The following is a 23650-nucleotide window of genomic DNA, read 5'->3' as shown; positions in this document are numbered from 1 at the left end:
ATGAATTATTAGAGAAATTACATAGCAAAGGGGAATGTTGTGACATGAAAAATAAAGAATTGCTTTTAGTACCGGGCCCTACACCTGTAGTGGATGAAATCTATGAATCATTGGCATGTGAAACAAGAGGTCATACCGATCCACGATTTGCTGCCATATTCAAGGCAAGCATAAAGCAAACAAAACAATTGCTGCAAACGGATGGGGAAGTATTCATCGTAGCCGGTTCAGGTACATTAGCAATGGAAATGGCGATTGTTAATACGGTTGGAAGAGGGGAAAGAATACTCGTTATTAGTCACGGCTATTTTGGTGACCGGTTTACACCACTTGCCGCTGCTTTCGGCATTGAGGTGGATGTTTTGCAAGCCGAATGGGGAAAGCAAGTTGACCCAGTACTGGTGCAAGAGAAGTTAGCTGTCAATCATTATAAAGCTGTTACAATCACCCATGCCGATACATCAACAGGAGTAGTATCTGATTTGGATGTACTTATTCCAATCATTAAGCAAGCGGGTGTACTAGTTATCCTGGACGGAGTAGTGGCAACCGCAGCTCTCGATGAAAGTATGAGTAAAACCTACGGCCATCCCGATTATAAAATAGATGTTGTATTAACCGGTTCCCAAAAGGCCATTGGTATTCCTCCGGGATTAGCCATTGTTGCATTTAATAAAAGCGCCTTGGAAGCAAGGGAGGCGTTAGGCACAATTTCTGCCTATTATTGTGACATTAAAAATTGGCTCCCGATTATGCAGGACCCGTCCAGGTATTTTGCAACGCCTCCGGTAAATTTAATCTATGCGTATAGTACGGCATTAAATATAGTTTTGGAAGAGGGCATTGAGCAGCGGGAAAAGCGCCATATTGCATTTGGTCGTGGTGTTCGTTCAGCTCTTCGTACTTTTGGCATGAAATCTTTAGCTGCCGAGGAAGTCGCTGCACCGACTTTAAGTTGTATGCTATACCCAGAAGGCGTGGATGATCATTCATTTCGGACACTCCTTTCACATAGAGGGGTGATTGTAGCGGGAGCGCTAGCACATCTAGCTGGAAGTGCATTCCGTATTGGCCATATGGGAAATACAACGGCAGAAATGCTGGAAAGCGCAATTCGCCATATTGGCGAGGTACTGCAAGACTTGGGAGTAACCGTAAATACAGAAGATGCGCTTGCAGCATTTAGAGAAGAATTAGCACAAAGCGCGACAAAATAAAAAGAAAAGCTCGGGTATGCCTACACATACCCGAGCTTTTTAAAGGAAGTAAAATTATTTACTTTCGTTATAAGCATTTAGGAATTCAGTTACTTTTTCGCTATCTGCTTCAAGTTTTAATCCCGTATCGATTAATGGAGTTACAGTTGAAGCAGCTGGAAGTTTATTTCCTTGGTAATACGTAATAAATTCTTCTTGGTTAATAGAGTAAAGAACAGCTTTTCGTAAGTCGGCAGAGTCAGAAACTTCGCGACCTTTTGTATTGAATTGCAAGTAAGTTACACCGTTGCTGTCTGCTTCATTTAACGTTAAGTTATCATCGGATTTTACAATATCAAGCTTTGTTTCAGGCACTGTTTGTAATACATCGATTTCACCATTACGTAATGCAGATAAAGCACTGTCATTATCATCAATAAAGCGTACAGAAATGTTTGTGATTTTTGGTTCGAACTCGCTACCTACACGGTATGCTGGGTTCTTTACAAATGTTGCTTCATAATCATTTTTTTGTACTAAAATGTATGGACCGCTTGCATATAATTGGTTGTTATAAGAGTCGCCTTCTGTCACGGTTGCTTGGTCACCGTAAGCAATATCAGTGTTTGGATCATAGCTTGCTACATCATACGTATTAATGCTTGTTACTTGTTTTTCAGAAACGATACCGCCAGATTGGTGAGCTAAATAATTTAATACTTGCGGGAATGGATTTGGTGTTGTAATTTTCACAACTTGGTATTTCCCAGCTGCATTATCAACTTGATCTTCCGATTCAACCACTTCAGATACTGCCTGTGGCAATTCTTTTGATAAAGCATCCAATACCGTTTCTTCGGAACCTGCTACTTTAGCGTTTTGTAGCTCTGAAAGGTCAGTCACCACTTCAACAGTATCAATATTTTCGTGGAGACTATATGTGCGGTGATCAGGAACTGAGTTTTGATCCTTTGCACGGTTTAAAGAAAATACTACATCTTCTGCAGATACAAGGTCACCAGTATCAACTGCTGCACCGTTTTCTACTTTTGCAAAGTTAATATCATCACGCAAGATGAAATAATATTCAGAGTTTCCTTCTGCCATTGCATGGTTGTATGATAATGAACCATCCGAAACCACTTGGTCGTCTTCAGTTAAATTCACTAAACGAACATACATATTTGTATTTAATGTGTTGATTGAGCCATCGTTTCCTTTGATTGGATCAAGAGAAGTCAATGATGAGATTGCTTGATGCAACACTAAAGTTTCAGTAGCATTTAGAGATTCATCATTAAATGAGATATTCTCCCATACTTGTGCACGAGATTTTGGAAGAAGAACTGTTTCTGGATTTACCTTTGCCGAGTAAATACCTTGTGCTTTTTTAGAGATATAAAGTGGTGCTATATAAGCTTGGTCGAATACTAAAAGTTGTTCAAGCTCAGCATATGCATCTTTTGCTTCATCACCAGTTAATGTACTTGCCTTGTCGATTAATTCATCTAACTTAGAATCGCTAACAATACTGTAATCGCCGCCTGTTTTAAATAAACCACGAACAGCATAATCAGGGTTCCCTGTTACTGTCGTCCAGCTTGATACAGCGATATCATAATTCCCGGCATCTTTTTGAGCAGAGTATGAACCATAATCCGGTTGAATGTTTAATACGACTTCAAAACCGTTTTTTGTTAGTTGGTCACGTAAAATATTTAAATCATTTTCATTCGCAGCTTGACCTAAAATTTCAATCGATGGTTTTTCGCCGGAAGTTGACTCGGCATCCCCGCCGCCTGCAACATCTGATTTTTTTTGTACACAGCCAGCAAGAGCCAGGACTGCAACAAATAATAGAGCTAATAGCTTTTTCATAGTAATCCTCCTGAAGTTAGTTTTTTAGTTTGTTTTAGGGTCAAAAGCATCCCGTAGGCCGTCACCAAAGAAGTTGAATGATAGCACGAGCAGCATGATGCATAACCCTGGAAAAATAGCTAAATATGAATGGGTTTCTAGATAAGTACTACCGATTTTTAAAATATTCCCCCACTCTGGAATATGCGGTTCAACGCCTAGTCCAAGGAAACTTAAACTACTTGTTGAAATTACAGCACCACCGATTGTTAAAGTAGCTTTTACAATCATGGGGGCTAGTGAATTTGGTACGATATGTCTAAAAATAATCGAACTGTCAGAAGCACCTAATGCTCTGGCAGATTCTACAAATTCATAATTGGAAATCTGCATCACGGTAGCACGCATTGTACGAGCATATGTAGGAATTGAGCCTACGCTTAGTGCAATGATTAAATTGACGGTATTGGCACCGAATGCAGCAATGATGGCAATAGCCAGTAAAATACCTGGAATCGCATATAAAATATCAAGAAGACGCATGATGATGTTATCTGTCTTCTTCCCATAATAGCCTGAAATTGCTCCTAGAGAACCACCGATAACAGCCGGAATAATTGTTGAAAAGAACCCGACAATTAACGATATCTGCGCACCAAACACAATTCTTGAAAACAGATCCCGGCCAAAGTCATCTGTGCCAAGCGGATATTCCAATGTTGGTGTTTGCAAGATGGCAGAATAATTGTTTTGTGTTGCAAAGTCATAATCGAATGTCCAAGGACTCACGACAGATAATGAAAACATGAAAATGATAAAAAACATCCCGAATACAGCCATTGAATTGCGCAGGATTTTACTCCACATTTTTTGCCACTTTTCTATAGAAGAGGCGTCCTTTTGACGAGCCTTTTTAATCAGGCCAACCCCTAGCAGCAAAGAAAATAGATTACCAGACAAAACGGGTATTAATATTATAATTCCTACTGGAAGCATCCATTTTGGTGCGGATGTTGCCGTTACATACTTCGCAACCAGAACAAGCATCAGGGCAAAAATAACGGCAAGTACTATAAAAGTACCTATGGCGAGTAAATATGTATCGATGACATAGGGTTTAAATAGGTTAAATCCCGAAATCCCGATGATGAAAAGCTGAGTTAGTAATGCATAAGCAGCAAATGTATATTCAGGCGTTTTATTTTTTGAAACTAATGAAATGCCGTAGCTACTGGCAAAAACATTTCCAGCGAGTACTGTTAAAATCAATGGATACCCCAGAATTCGAGTGCGATTTTGAATCTCTCTTTCATTCGCTAAATCTTTCTTGATAGATTTGGAGATAAACCAAACATAAAGTGTTGTCAGTAAATAGATAATGAAAAATACGAGAACAATGGGTCGTATGCTTTGGGTACTGAAATTAAAACTATAAAGTAAAAATAACAATGAAAAAATGGCAGAAAAGGATAATGTAAAATGGGCATTTCCATATTCCTGTGTAATTTTTAATAGCAGCTTTAGGTTTGATATGACTTTCACATTACCCCTCCTTTTTCATTTTTGAGCGAATTCGCGGATCAAAGAATGCATAAGTAATGTCAATAATTAAGTTGACAATCGAAATTGTGATGGCAATATAAACAACCCCACCTAATATTGCAGGAATATCCGGTATAAATTGTTTATCTACGATGTAGCTCCCAATGCCGCTAATGTTGAAGACTTTCTCGGTAACGGAAGCTCCGCCCAACATTCCGCCAAATAGAAGCCCGATTACAGTAATAATCGGAATCATTGCATTTCGAATCGCATGCTTGGAAATTACTTTTCTTTCATTTAACCCTTTTGCTTTGGCTGTAATAATATAATCCTCGTTTATGACTTCAAGCATCGACGAACGAGTCATCCTGGCAATCGAGGCACATAGAGACGTTCCAAGAACCACTACAGGCAATACGAGAGATAGCCAGTTTTGAGGATTATAGGTTGCGGGGAACCAATTCAGCTCAAGAGAGAAGGTTAATATAAAAATTAGCCCCTGCCAGAAACTTGGGATTGATAGTCCGATTAACGCCACAATCATGAATGTGTAATCCATAAATGAATTTGGGCGTATTGCTGAAATAATCCCGACAGGAATGGCAATGATGATCGCCATCAACAATGAGAGAATGGCAATGTTAAGAGTTACAGGAAACTTATTTGCAATGCTTGCTATAATGTCTTCTTTGCCTGCAAAGGATGTCCCCAAGTCAAAGGTGAATAGTCCAGATAGGGAATGCCATAACTGAGCTAGATATGGTTGATCTAACCCGTATAGACGGTTAAAGTTTTCAATCTGTTCAGGTGTAGCTTCAATACCAAGTATATTTCGTGCCGGATCTAGCGGTGAAATATATAGAATAGTAAATACAAGTGTCGCTACTCCTAAAATAACGAACAGTGTCTGGAGTACACGCTCGAAAATAAACTGAACAAATGGATTGCTATATAAAAGTAATAATGCATACATCAAAATGCCGGGTATGGCTGAAATGATTAAAAAATTTCGACTTTTTAAAAGCCGTTTAAAATAGTGATGGTATGTATCCTTCTCTAATCCAGCTGCTTCTACTCGTTTCTCTACTTCTTTTTGCAGCTTTCCTTGAACAAGTAAATCTACATTTTTGTTCAATTGGTCGGCCGTTAAAGATTCGTTGAAAAAACTCGCTTTTGTTTGTTCCTGTTCTAAGAACAGCTGTCTCCATATATCGAGTTGCCCATTTGCAACAAATTCTTGTTCATATTTGTTGTAAACATCACCATACTGATTTTGACTTTTTCTGAAATAGTATAGTAGAATTGTAATTATATGGATTGGCAGCCCGAGAATAAACAAAAGAACTCCGTAAATTTTACCTCGATTTGTTAACCTTTGATAAGTACGATCAAGCATTGCTGAAGTTTGAGTAGTCGGAATATTTACACTTCTATTCACCTGCAACCCCCTTTCTTATAAAACACACATAAATATCCTCATCTTGAAATATTATATTCCCTATACTATACTTTTCCTAGTGGTATAGTATAGTATGAAGGCGTAGTTGTCAAGATAACCAAGAAATTACTTTTTTAAAAAGGAAGATACATATGAATAATACGTTGTTAGAGGTGAAGGACCTTCAAGTTTCTTTCATAGGTGAGGAAAAAGAGTTTGAGGCTGTGAAAGGGATTAGTTTTCACGTTGAAAAAGGGGAAACATTAGGGATTGTTGGTGAATCCGGAAGTGGTAAAAGTGTCACTGCCAGGTCCATCATGCGATTGCTTCCATCCCCACCGAGTTTTTTAAAAGCAGGGGAAATTCATTTCCAAGGGAAGAATTTGGTGGAGCAGTCGGAAAAAGAAATGGAATCTGTACGTGGGCAGCATATTAGCATGATTTTTCAGGATCCCATGACCTCCTTGAACCCAACGATTCGTATCGGTGAACAAATCGCTGAAAGCTTAAAGAAACACCAAAAAGTATCTAAAGACGAGGCCTATAAGAAAACAATCGAGTTATTGGAATTGGTAGGAATCAAACAAAGCGAAAAACGTTATTCTCAATACCCTCATGAATTTTCGGGTGGTATGCGCCAAAGAGCAATGATTGCGATGGCGCTGGCATGTAATCCATCCCTCTTAATTGCAGATGAACCGACTACAGCATTGGATGTAACTATTCAAGCTCAAATTCTAACATTGATGAAGAGCATGCAAGAAAAGTTAGGTACATCCATTATTTTAATCACACATGATCTAGGCGTAGTAGCTGGAATGTGCGATCGCGTGATTGTCATGAAAGAAGGAGAAATTGTTGAAGAAGGTACAACCGAGGAAATCTTCAACAATCCCAAGCATGACTATACAAAACGGCTGTTAAGTGCACTACCAAAACTGCATGAAAAAAAGGAACCGAAAAAAGAGCCATTACTAAGCGCAAACTTAGATTTATCTAAGCCGCTCCTTGAAATTAAATCATTAAAAAAACACTTTGATTTGGGGCATGGGGATACTCTAAAGGCAGTAGATGATTTATCATTTGAAATTTACCCAGGAGAAACTTTGGGATTAGTGGGGGAGTCGGGTTCAGGTAAATCGACAACGGGGCGTACGATTCTACAATTACATGAGCCGACAGATGGGGATGTCCTATATAAAGGAATTCCTATTACGCGTCTGTCGAAGAAACAACTAAAAACAATGAGAAGGCATATGCAGATCATCTTCCAGGATCCGTATTCTTCGTTAAATCCACGAAAAAAAGTGTTGGACATTATTGGAGAAGCGCTGGATTTACATGGTCTTTCGAAAAATAAAGAAGAACGTAGAGCGCGTGTGGAGGAATTGCTGGAATTAGTCGGATTAAATAAGGTCCATGCAAGTCGTTATCCACATGAATTTTCCGGCGGGCAACGGCAACGTATTGGGATTGCACGTGCATTAGCTGTTGATCCAGAATTTATCGTTTGTGATGAGCCATTGTCTGCACTGGATGTATCCATACAAAAACAGATTGTGGACCTATTAAAAGATTTACAGCATCGACTTGGATTGACTTATTTATTCATTGCCCATGATTTATCGATGGTCAAACATATCAGTGACCGGGTAGCTGTCATGTATGGGGGGAAAATTGTAGAGCTTGCGGAAAGTGAGGAATTGTACTCAAACCCTCAGCATCCTTATACAAAAGCACTTTTACAATCCATCCCGATACCTGACCCAGCCATCGAAAAGAAAAAAGTAAGAGTGCTGGACAAAGAATCCAATGTAACTAAGTACAATGTGCAAAACACGACATTAAAAGAAGTATTACCCAAACATTGGGTAGCCGTGTCAGACAATTAAACATAGAATCGCTGAATCCCTTTGAACACATAATGCTCAAAGGGATTTTAGTTTATCAGAATGGTTATAATAAGATAGTTTAGAGGATATAGTATATGATAGAGAGAAATAATAAAGGTCGATTCATAGGGAAGGAGCTGTGGGGCTTGAACAAAGAAGCGGTAGCAAAATCTATTAATATCTCACAAAAAAGGATGGAAGCGGACTTTATATTAAAGAATGCCTTTGTAGCTGATGTCTTTTCTTTATGTTGGAGAAAAGCGGACATCGTTGTAGCAGAGGGGAAGATAATTGCCCTTGATGAGCATGATGAGTATACAGCCACAACCGTTGAAGATGCAAATGGCCGATATGTAATTCCCGGATTAATCGACGCCCATATTCATATTGAATCTTCTATGCTGCCTCCATCCCAGTTCAGTCGAATTCTTTTACCGCACGGAATAACTTCAGTTATTACCGATCCACATGAAATCGTCAATGTTTTAGGCACAAAAGGAATGCAATTCATGCTGGATGAGGCCAAGCAAGCACAAATGGATATCTATTTTATGCTGCCATCAAGTGTGCCGAGCACCTCTTTTGAAAATTCGGGTGCAGTGATGAAGGCGGAGGATTTAGCGCCATTTATTCAAAATAAACAAGTTCTTGGACTTGCGGAAGTAATGGATTATCCGGCAGTTTTAGGATCGGATTCGGATATGCTGGATAAGATAAATCTTGTTCAAAATGCCAACAAACTCATCGATGGCCATGGTTCGGGGCTTTCAAGGGAGCAGCTGCGCGGCTATCGTGCGGCTGGAATTCAAACAGACCATGAGTGTGTATCGGCAGAAGAAGCCCGTGAACGGATTAAACAAGGAATGTACGTATTAATAAGAGAAGGCTCGGCAGCGAAAAACTTGGTCGATTTATTGCCCGCCGTAACTCCGGCAAATGCCCGTCGCTTTGCGTTTTGCACCGATGATAAACATCTGGATGAGCTAATGGAAGAAGGCAGCATTAACTATGCGGTTTCCCTAGCCATGAAACAGGGAATGAATCCATTGCAAGCCATTCAGCTGGCAACTCTGAACGCAGCTGAATGTTACCGTCTTTATGATAAAGGAGCAATTGCGGAAGGCTATACAGCCGACTTTGTCATGCTGGAAGATTTACAGAAGATGACGATTGCTGCTGTTTGGAAGAATGGGCAGGAAGTTGCTAGAGATGGTAAAGTGCTTCTTGAGCAACAGAACATGGCACAATTTGATCAGACCATCGTAAATACGGTCCGTATCCCAAATTTAACTGCAGATCATTTAGCCATCCCTTTCAAGGAAGGGAAGGTTGCAAATGTTATTGGCATTATGCCAAACCAAATCATGACACAGCATATTGAAAAAGAAGTGGATGTTGAAAAGGGTGTATTTATTCCATCAGTTGACAAGGATTTATTAAAACTTGCCGTGGTGGAGCGTCATAATGCATTAGGAACGGTCGGTTTAGGCATTGTCCATGGATTTGGCCTGAAAGTAGGGGCTGTAGCAACAACGGTTGCACATGACTCGCATAATGCGATCGTGGTTGGAACCAACGATGAGGATATGCTATATGCTCTTGCGGCTCTCCAAGAAATGCAGGGAGGATTAGTTGTAGTGAAGGATGGCGAGATTATTGGCTCACTTGCCTTGCCAATAGCAGGACTCATGACGTCCCTTGATGCAGACCAAGCTGCGGAGAAGCTTTTGGAAACACATTCGGCTCTCCTTAAAATTCACCCTGACCTTAATTTCCATTTCTTCTTAACACTCTCGTTTTTAAGCCTACCTGTTATACCGGACCTAAAATTGACTGATACGGGTTTGTTTGATGTAAAAACGTTCCAGCACATACCGGTAGAGGTTGCAGAAAAGAAGGTATCTCAAATTTAGTTTTTAACACTATCAAGTATGAATAATAGCTTGAAATGTACGAGAAATGTCTGTTCTATATAGGGCAGTTTCATTTAATTACCATTGAACTAACAAATCAAAACACATAAGATTTTATAAAGATTAAAGGATGATGGAGATTATAAATATACATAAATCCATTATACAAATAATAATTAAAAGATTGGCAATGTCGAAAGGTACAAGATTAACCCGAAACATTTAGGATCGGATTTTTATAATGTACAAAGGAAAACAATTTCTTTTATAGAATAACCTTTGTATGTAGTACTTTCTTGATTAATTGGTAATGATAGTAATGAAACAGATATTGTTTATGGGAATTAGGAGGAACTGATATGAACGAGGATCTACACTTGGAGACTACAATCAAGGGGAAGGAAAAACATTATTCTCCAGATAAATTTATAAATAAAGTGAAAAGGTACGGGGCAAATTTAGGATTTAGGGCGCTCCATGGGGTTGCCGTATTATATTGTGCTTTAAAGAGCCCTGATTTGCCAAAGGAACATAAACTGATGATCCTGGGTGTATTAGGCTACTTTATTCTGCCGATCGACTTGATTGCAGATATGTTGCCGGCTGTAGGTCTAGCCGACGATATCGTTATTATCACAAAGGCTATATCAGTTATATATTCATCTATAACAGATGAGATGAAAGAAGAAGCGCACGAAGTTTTGAAGAAAATATTTGGAGACAAATATCAGCCGTCTATCGAGTATGAAGTTTAGCTATAGACAATATTATGTACGAACGATTATAAATCAAGAAAATCCGTTGAACCAGAAATCATGTTGAGGTGATGTAAGTTGTTAATGCGATTAACTTTTCTCGTCATAGCTATAGTACTTGCAAAGCCGATCTATGATTTCGGCTCGGAGTGGCTGGATGGGGCAAAACAGTTTATCGGCGAAAATGAAGTAACCATACAGGATGCAACATCAGAAGTATTATCTACGGTCAACTCTGCAAAGGATAACCTTGTAAGTACGGCGGCAGATACATTAGTAACAATGGATGTGGAATTGCCGGATAGTGTCCAGACCCAGGCAGAGTTAGAGGATGCATTTTACTACTATTTAAGTAAATGGGAAACGAATTTTGAAATTAAATATGTTGGAAGCACGGCAGATATTGAAAACCTTATCCAGACTGCTGTCGACCAAGCTGCAAATCGCGATCATTATATTTTAGGTCATCTAGCAGACCGTACAATCGAATACGAGTATAGCAGTTTTGACGCAAAAATTAAGGTTCATCAAACCTATTTGACCAATCCGGCTCAAGAGGAAATTGTTAATGAAAAGGTAGCAAGTATTCTATCAACCGTTTCACCGGAAGAAATGTCGGATTTTCAGAAGGTAAAGTTCGTGAACGACTATATTGTAAAATCTACAGCCTATAGTGAGGAAACAACAGCAAGTCCACATAGTGCATACGCCGTTTTGCAGGAACATAAAGGGGTTTGCCAGGGCTATGCCTTGCTGGCACTAAAAATGCTGAAAGCCTTGGGTGTTGAAACAAAGTATGTTGTGGGGGAAGTCTATACGGGTGGGCATGCCTGGAATCTTGTAAAGGTAGATGGCAATTGGTATCATCTCGATACAACCTGGAATGACCCGACACCGGATCGTCAAAATGTTGTGCGCTATGAATATTTCTTAATAGATGATAGCAAAATGGAGCTGGATCACACTTGGATTCAAGCGGAATATCCAAAGGCTTCGAATACGAATTTTGACTTTATGGCACAAATCGATCATGCATACGAGCAGGATGGCTTGATTTATTATAGTAATGTGGATGACAATAATGTCTTATACCGGATGGATATGGCTACCGGGGAAACAACCCGGCTAACGAAGAGTCGGGCACAATTTATTGTTGGGTCTGGGGATTGGCTATATTTCAGTAATTACTCCAATGGGGCTTACCTCTCCAAAATTCGAACTGACGGAACAGAAGAGTCAATTTTGTACCAAGATGAAGTTAATAACTTATTTGTAGAAGATGGTTATCTATATTTTTCTACGGATGAGGGCGTAAAGAAAATGGAATTGTAAATACGTAAGAAGCCGTCTTACTAATGTAGAGGCGGCTTCTTTTTTGACAGAGCAACGTTTTTCAGTGCGTACTTTGCTCTCCTCACTATATCCTCGACAGGAGGATCTTCACATAAAGAGATGGTGATTTGGGGATATGTTTGGTGAATTAACTGCCGCAACCTACCTTGAATAAATAGGTCATGCTTTAAAATGCCGCCATTTAAATAAAGCGTGAACCCCTTATCCTCATAATGAAGTTTTGTAAGCATGGCTTTCACTAATAAAAAAAGCTCTTCGGCAGCAATTTCAGAAATGTGGATAGCTTTTTTGTCACCAAGGGAAACCGCTTCTTTTAGAACAGAAGCAATACTTGCTGTTTGGGCGTTCGTATAATCCACTTGATAGAGCCAGGTCACCAGCTGATCTATAGAGTGGATTTGAAGCTTCTCGAATACAAGTTTTTTTAATATAGTTGGTTTTTCAAGTCCTTCTTCTGCTCTAAAAACCGCCTTTAAGATTTGCCGACCTATCCAATAGCCGCTGCCTTCATCGCTTGCACGGTGTCCCCATCCTCCAGCACGAACGATATACCCTTTTCCATCCGTCCCAAATATAATTGACCCTGTACCCGAAATTAATAATGCTCCAGGCTGATTTTCCACCAAACCAACAAGAGCAGCTTGAACATCATTTTCAATAACTAGTTCCTCAATGTGGAAAGGTGTACCTTGCAGGCTTTGCTTAATAATATGTGTAACTGTTTGCAGATCTGACTTTGTATCGATGCCAGCCATGGCAAAAACAGCTGCATGGATTGTTTCAAGTTTAGTAGAAAGGTAGGCAGAGTGGAGTAGGTGACTTAGTAATTCAGTGGCAGCATCAACGCCTATTGTTTGATAGTTACAGCCGGATGTAGTCTTTTCAAAAATGCAATTACCCTGAATAGATCGTATAGTTAAAGTAGTTTTTGTCGCTCCACCATCTACAGCTAAAATGATTGATTCTTTCATTCCATCGTCCATCCTTCAAGAAAGTCATAAAGTCGTTTTTCACTAATATAGATTTTATCATTTTTCTCTTTGATCCACTGAGCCAATACTTTCGCATCTTTTTCAGATTGGAGTAGGGAATTAAGCATCGTTTCCGGTGCCGGACCACCTGTTAGTGACCGCACATTCACAAAAAACTCAGGTTTAAGGGCATTATAAAAATGCTGTTTTGATATTTTCAAAGGGTTGCCAGTTAATTCAAGGGATTTTTCATTCGCCAGCTCCCAAGTTAGGTTCTCAAGGGATTCCTTTTGGGCCGCAATAAGTGCTTTAATACAATTGCTTACAATTTGATGGGACTGTCTAAAGGATATCCCTTCTGAACGTACTAATTCATCTGCAAGCTCTGTTACATTTGCAAAGCTGTTTTTTGCACGCTGTAAAAGGTTTTCTTTATTTACATCCATTGTAACCACTAAACTTCCAAATAGTTTATAGATTCCCCGCAATTTTTCCATCGTACGCCATAGATAGGGCTGCATATCATCTTCTGTATCAACTATATCCCCGAATGGGGTATTGTGAATCATTTGTAGAACTGTCTGGGAATCCCCAGCGACTGAAGATAGTAAGGCACGTGTATGCTCAATAGACACCGGATTTCTCTTTTGCGGCATAATCGAACTAACCTGAACGTACGGACTTGCTAAACGAAATGCATTGAATTCTTGTGTAGCCCACTGTAGAAAATCCTGTGATGTGCGCCCAAGATTTAGAGCGGCAAGTTGTATGGCACTGGCAGCTTCTGCGATATAATCAGCTCCGGCAACAGCATCCCAGGCATTCTCGATCATGCCATCAAACGCAAGTAGCTCCATCATGCGTTCGCGGTTAACCTTGAATCCGCTCGTTGTTAATGCGGCGGCTCCCATACTGCTTTGGTTAATAGTATCAAAGGCTGACTGCATTCTTTTAAAATCCCTGGCCAGCTGATCAATGACAGCTTTTAGATAGTGAGCCAAGGTTGTTGGTTGGGCTTGTTGTGTGTGGGTATACCCGATCATGATGGTATCGGTATGTTCTTTGGCAAAAAGGATAAGAGAGGTACGTAAATGCAGTAATTCATCCATTAAGGATAATAACTTTTTTCGCAATGTCATTCGGTAAATGGCAATTCCCATATCATTTCGACTTCGTCCGAGATGCAGATTGCCAGCGATATCCCCAGCGAATTCAATTAGATGGTGCTCAATATGGAAAAACAAATCTTCGAATTGGGGATTGTAATTGCATTGTTCAAAGTAATCCAGGTCTAACTTTGCAATCGCTTGCCCAATTCGCCTAGCTTCATCTTCCGCCACCAGCTTCTGTTCTTCAAGCATTTTCAGATGGGCAATGTGTATTTGTATCATCGATGGTAATAGGTTCTTTTTTGCTTCGTCATAGGCGGGTTGGAGCACAAATTGGCGGTAAGTATTGGATGGGAATTGTTTTCCTTCTTGTTCACGTATTCGGTTTTTATAATCTTGGAACATAAAAACACGCCTTTCGCAAAAACATATATTTCTTGCTTCATTTTTATAAAAGTAGTGAAAGGCCGATTCAACCCGAAAGCTTAATCGACCTTAATAACCTTACTACTATTAAATGTTAGGCGGCATTTTTTCTTTGGGCTAGGACAGTTGGTAAAACCATCCCAACTAAAACTAATACAATGCCCAATAACTGCAATATGGTCAGTGTCTCGTGCAGTATTATTACCGATGCAATAATTGCTACAGGCAATTCCATGGCACTTAAAATAGATGCCAGGGCACCACCAACTTTCGGAACGGCGATGGAGAGCAATAAAATCGGTAATATAATACCGAAAATACCCAGTATAATTCCGAATATCCACAGGTTCGTTTTAAATAACGTGCCATTCCAGATAATCTCCGGCGACAAGAAAATTGAAATCATGATTAATGCGACAAGAGACATTAGGAAAGTGCGTGTGACGGTAGCCATTCCTTCTATTTGTCTCGAGTTTATTTGAATAAATATCGCAAAGCTTGTAGCTGCCAGTAACCCATAAACCCAGCCCTGCCACGGAATTGCTGAAAGATCTGTGTCAAGTACACCTGCTGCCAGAAGTGTTCCACCCAGTAAAAAGACTAATGACAACGCCTCATAACGGTTGGGTAATCGTTTATGAATGATACAATCTATCAATAGGCCTATCCAGGTAAATTGAAAAAATAGTACGACGCCAAGCGAGGCAGTTACATAATTTAAAGCTAGTCCATACACCATACCGGTTGTAGCGGTAATGGCACCGGCTGATACAATTGTGATGATGCCGGATTTATTTATCTTCGGCAATCTTCTTTGAGTCAAAAGAAATAAAACCAATGCCAATAAAAAACCGATGATATATTGGCTTGATACGGCTTCATTCGAAGTGAATCCGTGGGCCATCGCTACTTTAATAATGGTAGATAATAACCCGTAGCTGCTGGATGCAACGATGATCAGCAGCGGATAAAAAAGTTGTAATTTCATGATGTAATACCTGCATTTCTAATGAATTATTTTCACCATATGAAAAAATGGTTCATTGATTATCGTCCAGGGCTCTGTAACAACATAACCCAGGCGTTCATATAAATTTTGGGCTTTCACCTTTTGAGTTTCGACATTCAAGGCGATTTTCGTATAACCTTTTTGCATCGCAACTTTCTCGGCGTATTGTAAAAGTGCTGTTCCAATGCCTGATCCACGAGCATGACCACGCACACAAACAGTATCTACATAAAATTCGTCAGGATAAGCTTCTGCATCAATCGAAGTAATAGGCGCGTTTTTTTGTTTTAGCCAGTGCTGTAAGCTGATATCCAGCTCTGCACCAACTTGTCCGCTATATAGGACCAGTATGCCTAAAATGTCCTTCGTTGCTTCACTCTCGGCTACATAAGTATTTAAGTAGGAGTGGCGATTGTCAGTTCTTTTAAAGAGTACCTCAAGAGCCGTTAGAATACGGGTAATTTCGGTTTCCCCCGTTAAACGGCTTGCAATATCCCCTATAGCCTCGTAAATGAGAGGGGCTGCTTCTGGGGCATCCTCTAATATAGCTTTTCTTATGTAAAATGTCATGAGTAATCTTTCCTTTCACAAAAATTATAACAAATTCTTGAAGGAAGATATGTCCTTTTCACCTGTCTGAATAGTTTTAAATTTTAAGATTGCGTTAATTTTATGTTACGCTGAGTTAAGTAAATATTCGGAGGTCTAACAACTCATGAGTGAGTATAATAAAGATTTCGTATTAGTATACGGTGACGCTTTTGTTGATTATATAGCCAATGATAGAACCAATACATCTTTTACAACATTCCTGGGTGGAGCAACAGTAAATGTTGCAGCCGGAATTAGTAGAATCGGTGCTCCATCATCTTTAATTACAATCACGGGTGATGATGAGACCTCGCAATTTGTTCGAGATGAACTTCGTACAGAAGGTGTGAACATGGATTTTGCTATTATAACACCTGAAAAACGTGTTTGTGGCGTATATGTTCATTTAACAGAGCAATGCGAGCGTATTTTCAAAGATTACGTTGATGAGGCGCCGGATTTACAAGTAGCGCCAGAGCAATTAAATGAAGAAGCATTTAAACATGCATCAGTATTTAATGTGTGTTCCGGAACAATGTTTCATCCTACAGCACTTGCAACAACCCGAAAAGGTGTAGAAATGGCCAAGGATAAGGGGGTCATCATTGCGATTGATGCCAATATCCGTCCACTTCGCTGGAGCAGTGAAGACATTTGCCGTGATACGATTACATCATTTTTCGAAGATGCACATATTTTAAAACTAACGGATGAAGAACTATTCTTCCTGACACAAACGAACAGCATTCAAGAGGGAATCGAAAAGTTGAATGAATTTATGGTTCCGATCATATTAATCACTGTAGGGGCAGACGGTGCTTATGCAGTATTGAATGGAGAAACTATCCACGTACCGACTCAACGAGTAGAAGCTGTTGACACAACTGGAGCAGGAGATGCATTTATGGCCGGTGTTCTACGCTTTGTCCACTTTAATGGACTACCGACAACTCCTGATGACTTAGTGAGATGCGTAAGCTTCGGAAACCGGTTAGGTGCCTTTGCGGCAACAAAACCAGGTGCCTTAACAGCCTTGCCGCATTATGATGAAATAAAAGAATGGGTTTAAAAGTAAGACCGACAGCAAATGCTGCCGGTTTTTTTCTTGGACAAAAAAGACTAGATTAATCATCTTTATTGTTTAAGCTGATATAAAGTGAGTTATCTTGAAGCACCTGGGCGAAGTATACATCCTTCAATTCAACATGTTTCTTTTTCAATTTATGCAGGACCCATTCCTCGGTTAAGTCCAATTCCTCCAAGTTTTCTTTCAATAACAGCCCATTTCTGATAATTTCAGTAGGTAAATGGGGTGGGAGAGAAAGATCCGCCTTTACATCTGGCTTTGTAGCATTTGCAAAGGCAGGCTTCTTTAAAACACTGAGTTCTCCATTGGTTTCGAAAATGGCATAATGTACTTCACTAAATGAAAAAATTCCTTGTTCCCTTAATAACATTCCAAGTTCGTCTACATGTATACGAGCCTTTTTCATCCCTTTTTTGATGATTGTTCCATTTTGAATTAAGATCGTCGGTCGATCATCAACGAGTATTCGGATCTTTGTAAAATTCAAGGTAAGAAAACTGATTAAAAGAGTAAGAAGAGTCCAGCAAATAAGGGCAATAAAGCCATCCCAATAATCGGTGTCATGCTGAGTCGAAACTTCGGCTGCAATCGAACCAATCGTAATCCCGGTTATATAGTGGAAAAAAGTTAACTGGCTAAGTTGTTTCTTCCCAATAACCCGGGCCAAGACAAGTATTGTAAAGAAGGATAGGGTTGATCTTAAAAGTGTCTCTCCAAAATGAATATTGCTAAAACTAAAACCATCCATCGAATATTCTCCTTTCGCTATAACTTTATAATGAGCGGAAGGAAGGAACTGTATGCAGACTTAAGAAGTGGAAATAAAAAAACTGTACCTCAAGGCAGATTTCTTTCTAGCCTGTGGGTACAGTTCTATTTTAAATTTAGACATTGGATAAACCATAAATCGAATGGATAAGGTGTGGGTTTGTGACTAAGCCCTCTTTTATTCTGACTTCATGCATTTTATTTTGATAGGAGAATTTAAAAATCCCATTATCAAAATCCGTCCCAAGTTCTTTAAAGAAGATTCCTTCGATGGATACTGATTTTGGACATGTAAAGACAATTTTATAGGTATCCAGATCTTGGACAACATATGCACGCACACCTTTTTCAAATGTTCCATATTCCTCATTGGCAATAGGGCGCTTCACGGCTACAATGTGGAAATCGGCAAATGGCACTTCTTTAAGTAGAACATTTAGAAATGAACCTTTTGTAATTTCTTCCCATCTACTTTGCGCACTTTGCCCGACGATTATCTGCGTAATATTTTTTTCTCGTGCAATCTCGGCAACTACTTTTTGAATAGGTTGTTTCTCATTATCGCGGATGATAAATTCTTCAACCTCCAGTTCTTTGGAAAGATCGGTCCATCTTTCAATATAGCCTGATTTTTCAGCGTCGAAAGCGTCTACTGGTTTCGCATCTACCGTTAATATATAAAGTGGACAATCTAATAACGTCGCAAGTTTATGCCCTCTACGAATTAGACGCTCGCCATTAAGTCCGTAATAAACACAAACTAAAATACTTTCATCCATTCTTTTTGCATGCTTCATTGAAAGTTTGCTCCTCTTAATATAAGTTTTAATAATTATTTTTAAGCAAAAAACTGTATAAATAAGCAATTGTAAATGCGTATTAAGTGCATCTATCCAGTTCCTATTGTATACTTATTATTGTAATATTTATAATTTTTTACACAGAAGTTTATAAAATTAACAGTTTTGTAAAATAGTTGCTATTTTGGAATTTTACCTCTTTCTGACACATTATTATGAAGTGAGTAATTTTGTAAGTCAAGAGAATCGAATAAATTCGTATGTTTTTAAAATTGTGGCTATGTTGCAAAATTAGGAGGTATTAGCTTGTGACAATTGAAATTGCCATCATACTAATTCCGTTTATTATGGCAGCACTGATTCCCTTATTTTATAGGCGACTCCAAAGAAAATTTATAGGTTGGATCGTTCTCGTAATTCCCGTTAGTTTATTCCTTATTCTGACTACATATATCCCTCGTATTGCAAATGGTGAAGCCTTTTCCCATACCTATGAGTGGATCCCCTCATTCAACATAAATTTCACGACGTATATAGATGGTTTAAGCTTGATATTCAGCTTATTAATAACTGGTGTCGGAAGTTTAGTGATATTGTATTCCATTTTTTATTTATCGATGAAAGAATCACTTCATCATTTCTATTGTTATTTATTGCTCTTTATGGGAGCTATGCTAGGCGTTGTTTTCTCGGATAATTTAATGGTCCTTTATGCATTTTGGGAATTAACGAGTGTTTCATCCTTCCTGTTAATTGCATTTTGGCATCACCGCAAAGCCTCCAGGGCAGGTGCGCGCAAATCCATGACGATTACAGTATCGGGTGGCTTATCCATGTTGTTGGGATTTTTAATGCTTTATACAATGACTGGAACATTCAGTATAAGAGAAATTTTAGAGAATGTTGACAAGATAAGTGAACAAGCATTATTTATTCCTGCACTTGTACTGATTTTGTTGGGGGCATTTACTAAATCTGCTCAGTTCCCGTTTCATATTTGGCTGCCAGATGCGATGGAAGCACCAACACCGGTTAGTGCCTATCTGCACTCTGCAACAATGGTGAAGGCTGGTATCTATTTAGTCGCCCGTTTTACGCCTGTTTTTGGTGGAGAGATGATCTGGTTCTGGGCGGTAACCGGAGTTGGGTTAATTACGCTGTTTTGGGGATCGTTTAATGCCGTTCGTCAATATGATTTAAAAGCGATACTGGCTTATTCAACGGTTAGCCAGCTCGGTTTAATCATGAGTTTGCTGGGATTGGGTTCTGTTGCAGTCCATCTTGGTTACTCAACAAGTTCTGTCATCTATACGCAAGCAACTTTTGCTGCACTTTTCCATCTAATCAATCACTCTACTTTTAAAGGTGCCTTATTTATGATGGTCGGAATTGTCGATCATGAGATTGGCACACGTGATATTAGAAGGTTGGGCGGATTAATGTCCATTCTTCCATTTACATTTACGATTGCTTTAATTGGATGCTTTTCGATGGCAGGTTTGCCGCCCTTTAATGGTTTTTTGAGTAAAGAAATGTTCTTTGCCGCTACAGTAAAAATCACAAAATTAGATATCTACTCTATAGAAAGCATCGGAATATTGATTCCGGTTATAGCTTGGGTAGCCAGTGTTTTAACCTTTATTTACTGCGTTATTATTGTAAGCAAGACTTTTCTGGGCAAGATTAAGCCGGACATCTCGGAGAAAAACCCGCACGAAGCACCAGTAGGTATGCTAATTTCCCCATTTGTTTTAATAGGACTAGTGATTATTATTTTCTTCTTCCCAAATATCTTGGGGGAGTATATTTTAAGGCCTGCAATGGCCAGTGTCTATCCAACATTCCCATTAGCTGAAATGACGCCGCATATTCACCCGTGGCATGGGTTTAAACCTGAATTGTTTATGACGATCGGAGTTATTCTCATAGGAATACTTTTATATCGTTACAAAAAATACTGGATGAAGATTTATCGTATTTTCCCGCAGCAGTGGACGTTGAATGCGATTTATGAAAAAGTGATTACCTCGAGCGAGAATATGTCGGAAAGTATAACAAAGCGCTATATGACTGGTAATCTAATGCATTACTTTGTCTATATATATGTCAGCTTTGTTGTAATTGTTGCGGGCACCTTCTTGGTATTGGAGGCATTTACCTGGGATCCTAGCTCGGACGCACCTGTTGAAAACTATGAATTATTATTGGTATTTGTAGCGATTTTCGCAAGCTTCGCACTTCTATTTGCGAAGTCGCGCATTACGGCTGTTTTATTGAATGGTGTAGTGGGCTACGCTGTTGCGTTCTTTTTTGTCATTTTCAGGGCACCAGATCTAGCCCTTACGCAGCTGGTCGTTGAATCTGTCACAACAGCCCTATATTTAATTTGCTTTAAATATTTAGCAGAGTTAAAACCAGAACCGTCTTCCAGAAAAACTAAATTATCCAACGGGCTTATCTCAATTTTGGTAGGTTCTACTGTTACCCTCATCGGTTTAGCTGTTGTCAACTATGAGAAATTTAACTCTATTTCGAGCTACTTTGAAGATTCATATAATCTAGCCGGAGGTAAAAATATAGTAAATACCATTCTTGGAGACTTCCGTGCTTTCGATACAATGCTGGAAGTGGTTGTTCTCTTTATAGCCGGGTTGGGGGTTTATACGCTTATTAAGCTAAAAGCATCGAAGAAGGGGGATGCAGACACATGAAGATAAATGATGTTATTTTAAGAACCGTTGTTAGAGGTGTGGTGTTCATTATTCTAACTCTCGGTGTTTACCTCTTCTTCTCGGGACATAATGCACCAGGCGGCGGTTTTATAGGAGGACTTGTCCTGGGTTCGGGAATTGTTCTCCTTTACATTACTTATGATTTGGAAACAGTTCATAAGAGAATGCCTTTTGACTTTAAAAAGGTTGCTGGGTTTGGTGTTCTTTTAGCGACAGGTTCTGCGATAGGGGCAATTTTTTTCGATGCTCCGTTTTTATCGCAAACCGATGTCTACTATACCTTTCCTGTTTTAGGGGAAAAGCATTTAACAACCGTAACTATTTTTGAAGCGGGCGTTGCATTAACCGTAATCGGCACGCTTGTAACAATAATCTTGAGTATAAGTGAGGATGAATAGTATGGAATCGTTAATGATGATATTAATCGGTGTTCTCGTTGCAGTCGGCATCTATTTAGTCCTCTCTCGTAATATTATACGCGTTATTTTAGGGACAGCCATATTATCCCACGCTGTTCACTTGCTGATTTTAACCATGGGTGGGCTGAAAAAAGGCGATGTCCCGCTACTTAGTCAATCAAAAGGACCATTTACCGATGCTTTGCCACAGGCGTTGATACTAACTGCCATTGTAATTAGCTTTGCTACAACAGCATTTCTACTCGTTTTGGCGTATCGAACATACAAAACGAACGGTTCTGACGATTTACAGGAATTGAGGGGAATGTCTGATGAATAATCTACTCGTTTTACCATTGATTATCCCGATCATTACTGCGGTCATTCTCGTTTTTTTGCGTGAACAGATTGTCCTGCAACGCATCATTAGTCTTATTACAATGATTTTTATAACAATCATCTCGGCTCTATTGCTGAATATGGTCCAAACAGAAGGAATTATGCGATTGGATTTCAGTGGATGGCTGCCCCCGTTTGGAATTCTTTTTGTAGGAGATTCGTTTTCCATCCTCTTAGTTTTAACGGCCAGCATCATCACATCTTTTTGTTTACTATATGCGTTCTCAACAATAGGAAGTCGACACGAAAAAATGTTCTTTTATCCATTTGTTCTATTTTTAATAGCAGGTGTGAATGGATCATTTTTAACTGGTGATATTTTTAATCTATTTGTTTGTTTCGAAGTAATGCTGCTAGCTTCGTATGTTTTGGTAGCTCTAGGGGGGAAAAAGAGGCAGCTGCGGGAATCACTAAAGTATGTGCTCATTAATGTGGTGGCCTCTTGGATGTTCTTGATTGCTCTTGCCTTTTTATACGGCACTGTCAAGACATTAAATATGGCACATATTGCTGTGCGGGTGGCTGAAGCAGGGCAAGATCCGCTACTGACAACCGTCGCCATATTGTTTTTAATCGTCTTCAGTTTAAAAGCAGGGCTGCTATTATTCTTCTGGCTGCCAGGATCATATAGTGTTCCTCCAACAGTAGTACAGGCTTTATTTGCGTCATTATTAACAAAGGTAGGAATCTATGCGCTTATTCGTACTTTTACCTTGATGTTCCCGCTGAATCAGGATGTGACACATACGATTATTGGTGTTATGGCTGGTATCACATTAATTGCTGGTTGTATGGGTGCTCTATCGGGTCGGGATATTTATACGATTGCTACATATAACGTCATTATCGGTGTGGGTTTTATTCTAATCGGTTTAGCCGTGGGGACGGAGACTGCTTTGACAGGGGCAATCTATTATTTAATTCACGACATGCTGGCAAAAGCTCTATTATTTTTATTAGTCGGTATGGTGTTCTATGTCAGTGGCGAGTCTGTTGTTAAGAAAATGAGTGGAATAATCCAGAACTATCCTTTATTCGGCTGGATATATTTCCTGGTTATGCTAGCCCTGGCAGGAATCCCGCCGCTTAGTGGATTTATGGGCAAAGTGCTAATCGGACAGGGAGCAATAGAGTCAGGTTCCTATGTATTACTTGCACTGGGCTTTGCTTCAAGCATCATCGTTCTATATTCGCTATTAAGAATTTTCCTGGCGTCCTTCTTTGGAGAAACAACGATTAGTTATGATTTTCGGAAGCCAATTCCTAAAGGGGCGTACTTAGCCTTTGTTTTACTAGCCCTATCAATCGTTTCCGTAGGAGTTGGAGCAGAATCTCTTGCCGTTTATGTAAAGGATGCAGCTAATACACTAATGAATCCATCAATCTATATTGATGCCGTTTTAAAGGGGTGAGT

At 39.4% G+C, this 23650-nt stretch carries 19 protein-coding genes; 10 read left to right on the top strand and 9 right to left on the bottom strand.

Features of this window, described 5'->3' with window-relative positions; all coding sequences use genetic code 11:
* Window positions 1-44: 44 nt before the first annotated feature.
* Window positions 45-1217, top strand: a complete 1173-nt coding sequence (locus QYB95_RS14200; protein ID WP_301138999.1) for a pyridoxal-phosphate-dependent aminotransferase family protein — start codon at window positions 45-47, stop codon at window positions 1215-1217.
* 54 nt (window positions 1218-1271) lie between these two features.
* Here QYB95_RS14200 and QYB95_RS14195 read toward each other — a convergent pair whose 3' ends face one another.
* The 3 genes from QYB95_RS14195 to QYB95_RS14185 are packed head-to-tail and all read right to left on the bottom strand — an operon-like array spanning window position 1272 to window position 6033.
* Complete coding sequence (locus QYB95_RS14195) at window positions 1272-3074, bottom strand: ABC transporter substrate-binding protein (protein ID WP_301138998.1); 1803 nt, start codon at window positions 3072-3074, stop codon at window positions 1272-1274.
* 24 nt (window positions 3075-3098) lie between these two features.
* Window positions 3099-4595, bottom strand: a complete 1497-nt coding sequence (locus QYB95_RS14190) for an ABC transporter permease (protein WP_301138997.1) — start codon at window positions 4593-4595, stop codon at window positions 3099-3101.
* 1 nt (window position 4596) lies between these two features.
* Complete coding sequence (locus QYB95_RS14185; protein WP_425609207.1) at window positions 4597-6033, bottom strand: ABC transporter permease; 1437 nt, start codon at window positions 6031-6033, stop codon at window positions 4597-4599.
* Between the two features lie 152 nt (window positions 6034-6185).
* On the opposite strand from QYB95_RS14185, the gene QYB95_RS14180 reads away from it, so the two are divergent.
* The 4 genes from QYB95_RS14180 (at window position 6186) to QYB95_RS14165 (ending at window position 11925) form a co-directional block, all read left to right on the top strand.
* Window positions 6186-7925, top strand: a complete 1740-nt coding sequence (locus QYB95_RS14180) for an ABC transporter ATP-binding protein (RefSeq protein ID WP_301138996.1) — start codon at window positions 6186-6188, stop codon at window positions 7923-7925.
* 95 nt (window positions 7926-8020) lie between these two features.
* Window positions 8021-9838 (top strand): adenine deaminase, encoded by a 1818-nt coding sequence (gene ade / locus QYB95_RS14175; RefSeq protein WP_301138995.1) that lies wholly within the window; start codon window positions 8021-8023, stop codon window positions 9836-9838.
* 359 nt (window positions 9839-10197) lie between these two features.
* A complete protein-coding gene (locus QYB95_RS14170; protein WP_301138994.1) occupies window positions 10198-10593 on the top strand; it encodes a YkvA family protein in 396 nt (131 codons plus the stop codon).
* Window positions 10594-10677: 84 nt separating this feature from the next.
* Window positions 10678-11925, top strand: coding sequence for a DUF5050 domain-containing protein (locus QYB95_RS14165; RefSeq protein WP_301138993.1), 1248 nt, complete (start codon window positions 10678-10680; stop codon window positions 11923-11925).
* A gap of 20 nt (window positions 11926-11945) precedes the next feature.
* Here QYB95_RS14165 and QYB95_RS14160 read toward each other — a convergent pair whose 3' ends face one another.
* From QYB95_RS14160 to QYB95_RS14145, 4 genes are all read right to left on the bottom strand, one after another.
* Window positions 11946-12917, bottom strand: coding sequence for an N-acetylglucosamine kinase (locus QYB95_RS14160; protein WP_301138992.1), 972 nt, complete (start codon window positions 12915-12917; stop codon window positions 11946-11948).
* Window positions 12914-14431 (bottom strand): argininosuccinate lyase, encoded by a 1518-nt coding sequence (argH, locus tag QYB95_RS14155; RefSeq protein ID WP_301138991.1) that lies wholly within the window; start codon window positions 14429-14431, stop codon window positions 12914-12916. The genes QYB95_RS14160 and argH overlap by 4 nt, the downstream gene beginning before the upstream one ends.
* Window positions 14432-14546: 115 nt before the next feature.
* On the bottom strand, window positions 14547-15440 hold the full coding sequence (locus QYB95_RS14150; RefSeq protein ID WP_301138989.1) for an EamA family transporter: 894 nt from the start codon (window positions 15438-15440) through the stop codon (window positions 14547-14549).
* An 18-nt stretch (window positions 15441-15458) separates the two neighbouring features.
* Window positions 15459-16031 (bottom strand): GNAT family N-acetyltransferase, encoded by a 573-nt coding sequence (locus QYB95_RS14145; RefSeq protein ID WP_301138988.1) that lies wholly within the window; start codon window positions 16029-16031, stop codon window positions 15459-15461.
* A 145-nt stretch (window positions 16032-16176) separates the two neighbouring features.
* On the opposite strand from QYB95_RS14145, the gene QYB95_RS14140 reads away from it, so the two are divergent.
* Window positions 16177-17121 (top strand): carbohydrate kinase family protein, encoded by a 945-nt coding sequence (locus QYB95_RS14140; RefSeq protein ID WP_301138987.1) that lies wholly within the window; start codon window positions 16177-16179, stop codon window positions 17119-17121.
* Between the two features lie 55 nt (window positions 17122-17176).
* On the opposite strand, the gene QYB95_RS14135 is transcribed toward QYB95_RS14140, so the two are convergent.
* Both QYB95_RS14135 and QYB95_RS14130 read right to left on the bottom strand, forming a co-directional pair.
* Window positions 17177-17887, bottom strand: a complete 711-nt coding sequence (locus QYB95_RS14135) for a DUF421 domain-containing protein (protein WP_301138986.1) — start codon at window positions 17885-17887, stop codon at window positions 17177-17179.
* A 136-nt stretch (window positions 17888-18023) separates the two neighbouring features.
* A complete protein-coding gene (locus QYB95_RS14130) occupies window positions 18024-18704 on the bottom strand; it encodes an adenine nucleotide alpha hydrolase family protein (RefSeq protein WP_301138985.1) in 681 nt (226 codons plus the stop codon).
* A 311-nt stretch (window positions 18705-19015) separates the two neighbouring features.
* Between QYB95_RS14130 and QYB95_RS14125 the strand changes: the two genes are divergently transcribed.
* From QYB95_RS14125 to QYB95_RS14110, 4 genes are read left to right on the top strand one after another with little or no spacing between them, the layout of a single operon-like run.
* Window positions 19016-21418: a Na+/H+ antiporter subunit A gene (locus tag QYB95_RS14125; RefSeq protein ID WP_301138984.1), complete on the top strand. Its 2403-nt coding sequence runs from the start codon at window positions 19016-19018 to the stop codon at window positions 21416-21418.
* Window positions 21415-21837: a Na(+)/H(+) antiporter subunit B gene (locus QYB95_RS14120; protein ID WP_301138983.1), complete on the top strand. Its 423-nt coding sequence runs from the start codon at window positions 21415-21417 to the stop codon at window positions 21835-21837. Before QYB95_RS14125 ends, QYB95_RS14120 begins: the two co-directional genes overlap by 4 nt.
* A 1-nt stretch (window position 21838) precedes the next feature.
* Entirely contained in the window at window positions 21839-22177 is a 339-nt protein-coding gene (locus tag QYB95_RS14115; RefSeq protein WP_301138982.1) for a Na(+)/H(+) antiporter subunit C, read from the top strand.
* Entirely contained in the window at window positions 22170-23648 is a 1479-nt protein-coding gene (locus QYB95_RS14110; RefSeq protein ID WP_301138981.1) for a Na+/H+ antiporter subunit D, read from the top strand. Before QYB95_RS14115 ends, QYB95_RS14110 begins: the two co-directional genes overlap by 8 nt.
* Window positions 23649-23650 lie beyond the last annotated feature (2 nt).

Source organism: Ureibacillus aquaedulcis (assembly GCF_030418165.1).
Taxonomy (GTDB): domain Bacteria; phylum Bacillota; class Bacilli; order Bacillales_A; family Planococcaceae; genus Ureibacillus; species Ureibacillus aquaedulcis.
This window is presented reverse-complemented; position numbering and strand designations above follow the sequence as displayed.

Excerpts from the sequence above, each read along its gene's own strand:
- QYB95_RS14200 (WP_301138999.1), top strand. The coding sequence starts at position 45 with ATGAAAAATAAAGAATTGCTTTTAGTACCGGGCCCTACACCTGTAGTG.
- QYB95_RS14195 (WP_301138998.1), bottom strand. The coding sequence starts at position 3,074 with ATGAAAAAGCTATTAGCTCTATTATTTGTTGCAGTCCTGGCTCTTGCT.
- QYB95_RS14180 (WP_301138996.1), top strand. The coding sequence starts at position 6,186 with ATGAATAATACGTTGTTAGAGGTGAAGGACCTTCAAGTTTCTTTCATA.
- ade (WP_301138995.1), top strand. The coding sequence starts at position 8,021 with ATGATAGAGAGAAATAATAAAGGTCGATTCATAGGGAAGGAGCTGTGG.
- QYB95_RS14170 (WP_301138994.1), top strand. The coding sequence starts at position 10,198 with ATGAACGAGGATCTACACTTGGAGACTACAATCAAGGGGAAGGAAAAA.
- QYB95_RS14165 (WP_301138993.1), top strand. The coding sequence starts at position 10,678 with ATGCGATTAACTTTTCTCGTCATAGCTATAGTACTTGCAAAGCCGATC.
- QYB95_RS14160 (WP_301138992.1), bottom strand. The coding sequence starts at position 12,917 with ATGAAAGAATCAATCATTTTAGCTGTAGATGGTGGAGCGACAAAAACT.
- argH (WP_301138991.1), bottom strand. The coding sequence starts at position 14,431 with ATGTTCCAAGATTATAAAAACCGAATACGTGAACAAGAAGGAAAACAA.
- QYB95_RS14150 (WP_301138989.1), bottom strand. The coding sequence starts at position 15,440 with ATGAAATTACAACTTTTTTATCCGCTGCTGATCATCGTTGCATCCAGC.
- QYB95_RS14145 (WP_301138988.1), bottom strand. The coding sequence starts at position 16,031 with ATGACATTTTACATAAGAAAAGCTATATTAGAGGATGCCCCAGAAGCA.
- QYB95_RS14140 (WP_301138987.1), top strand. The coding sequence starts at position 16,177 with ATGAGTGAGTATAATAAAGATTTCGTATTAGTATACGGTGACGCTTTT.
- QYB95_RS14135 (WP_301138986.1), bottom strand. The coding sequence starts at position 17,887 with ATGGATGGTTTTAGTTTTAGCAATATTCATTTTGGAGAGACACTTTTA.
- QYB95_RS14130 (WP_301138985.1), bottom strand. The coding sequence starts at position 18,704 with ATGAAGCATGCAAAAAGAATGGATGAAAGTATTTTAGTTTGTGTTTAT.
- QYB95_RS14120 (WP_301138983.1), top strand. The coding sequence starts at position 21,415 with ATGAAGATAAATGATGTTATTTTAAGAACCGTTGTTAGAGGTGTGGTG.
- QYB95_RS14115 (WP_301138982.1), top strand. The coding sequence starts at position 21,839 with ATGGAATCGTTAATGATGATATTAATCGGTGTTCTCGTTGCAGTCGGC.
- QYB95_RS14110 (WP_301138981.1), top strand. The coding sequence starts at position 22,170 with ATGAATAATCTACTCGTTTTACCATTGATTATCCCGATCATTACTGCG.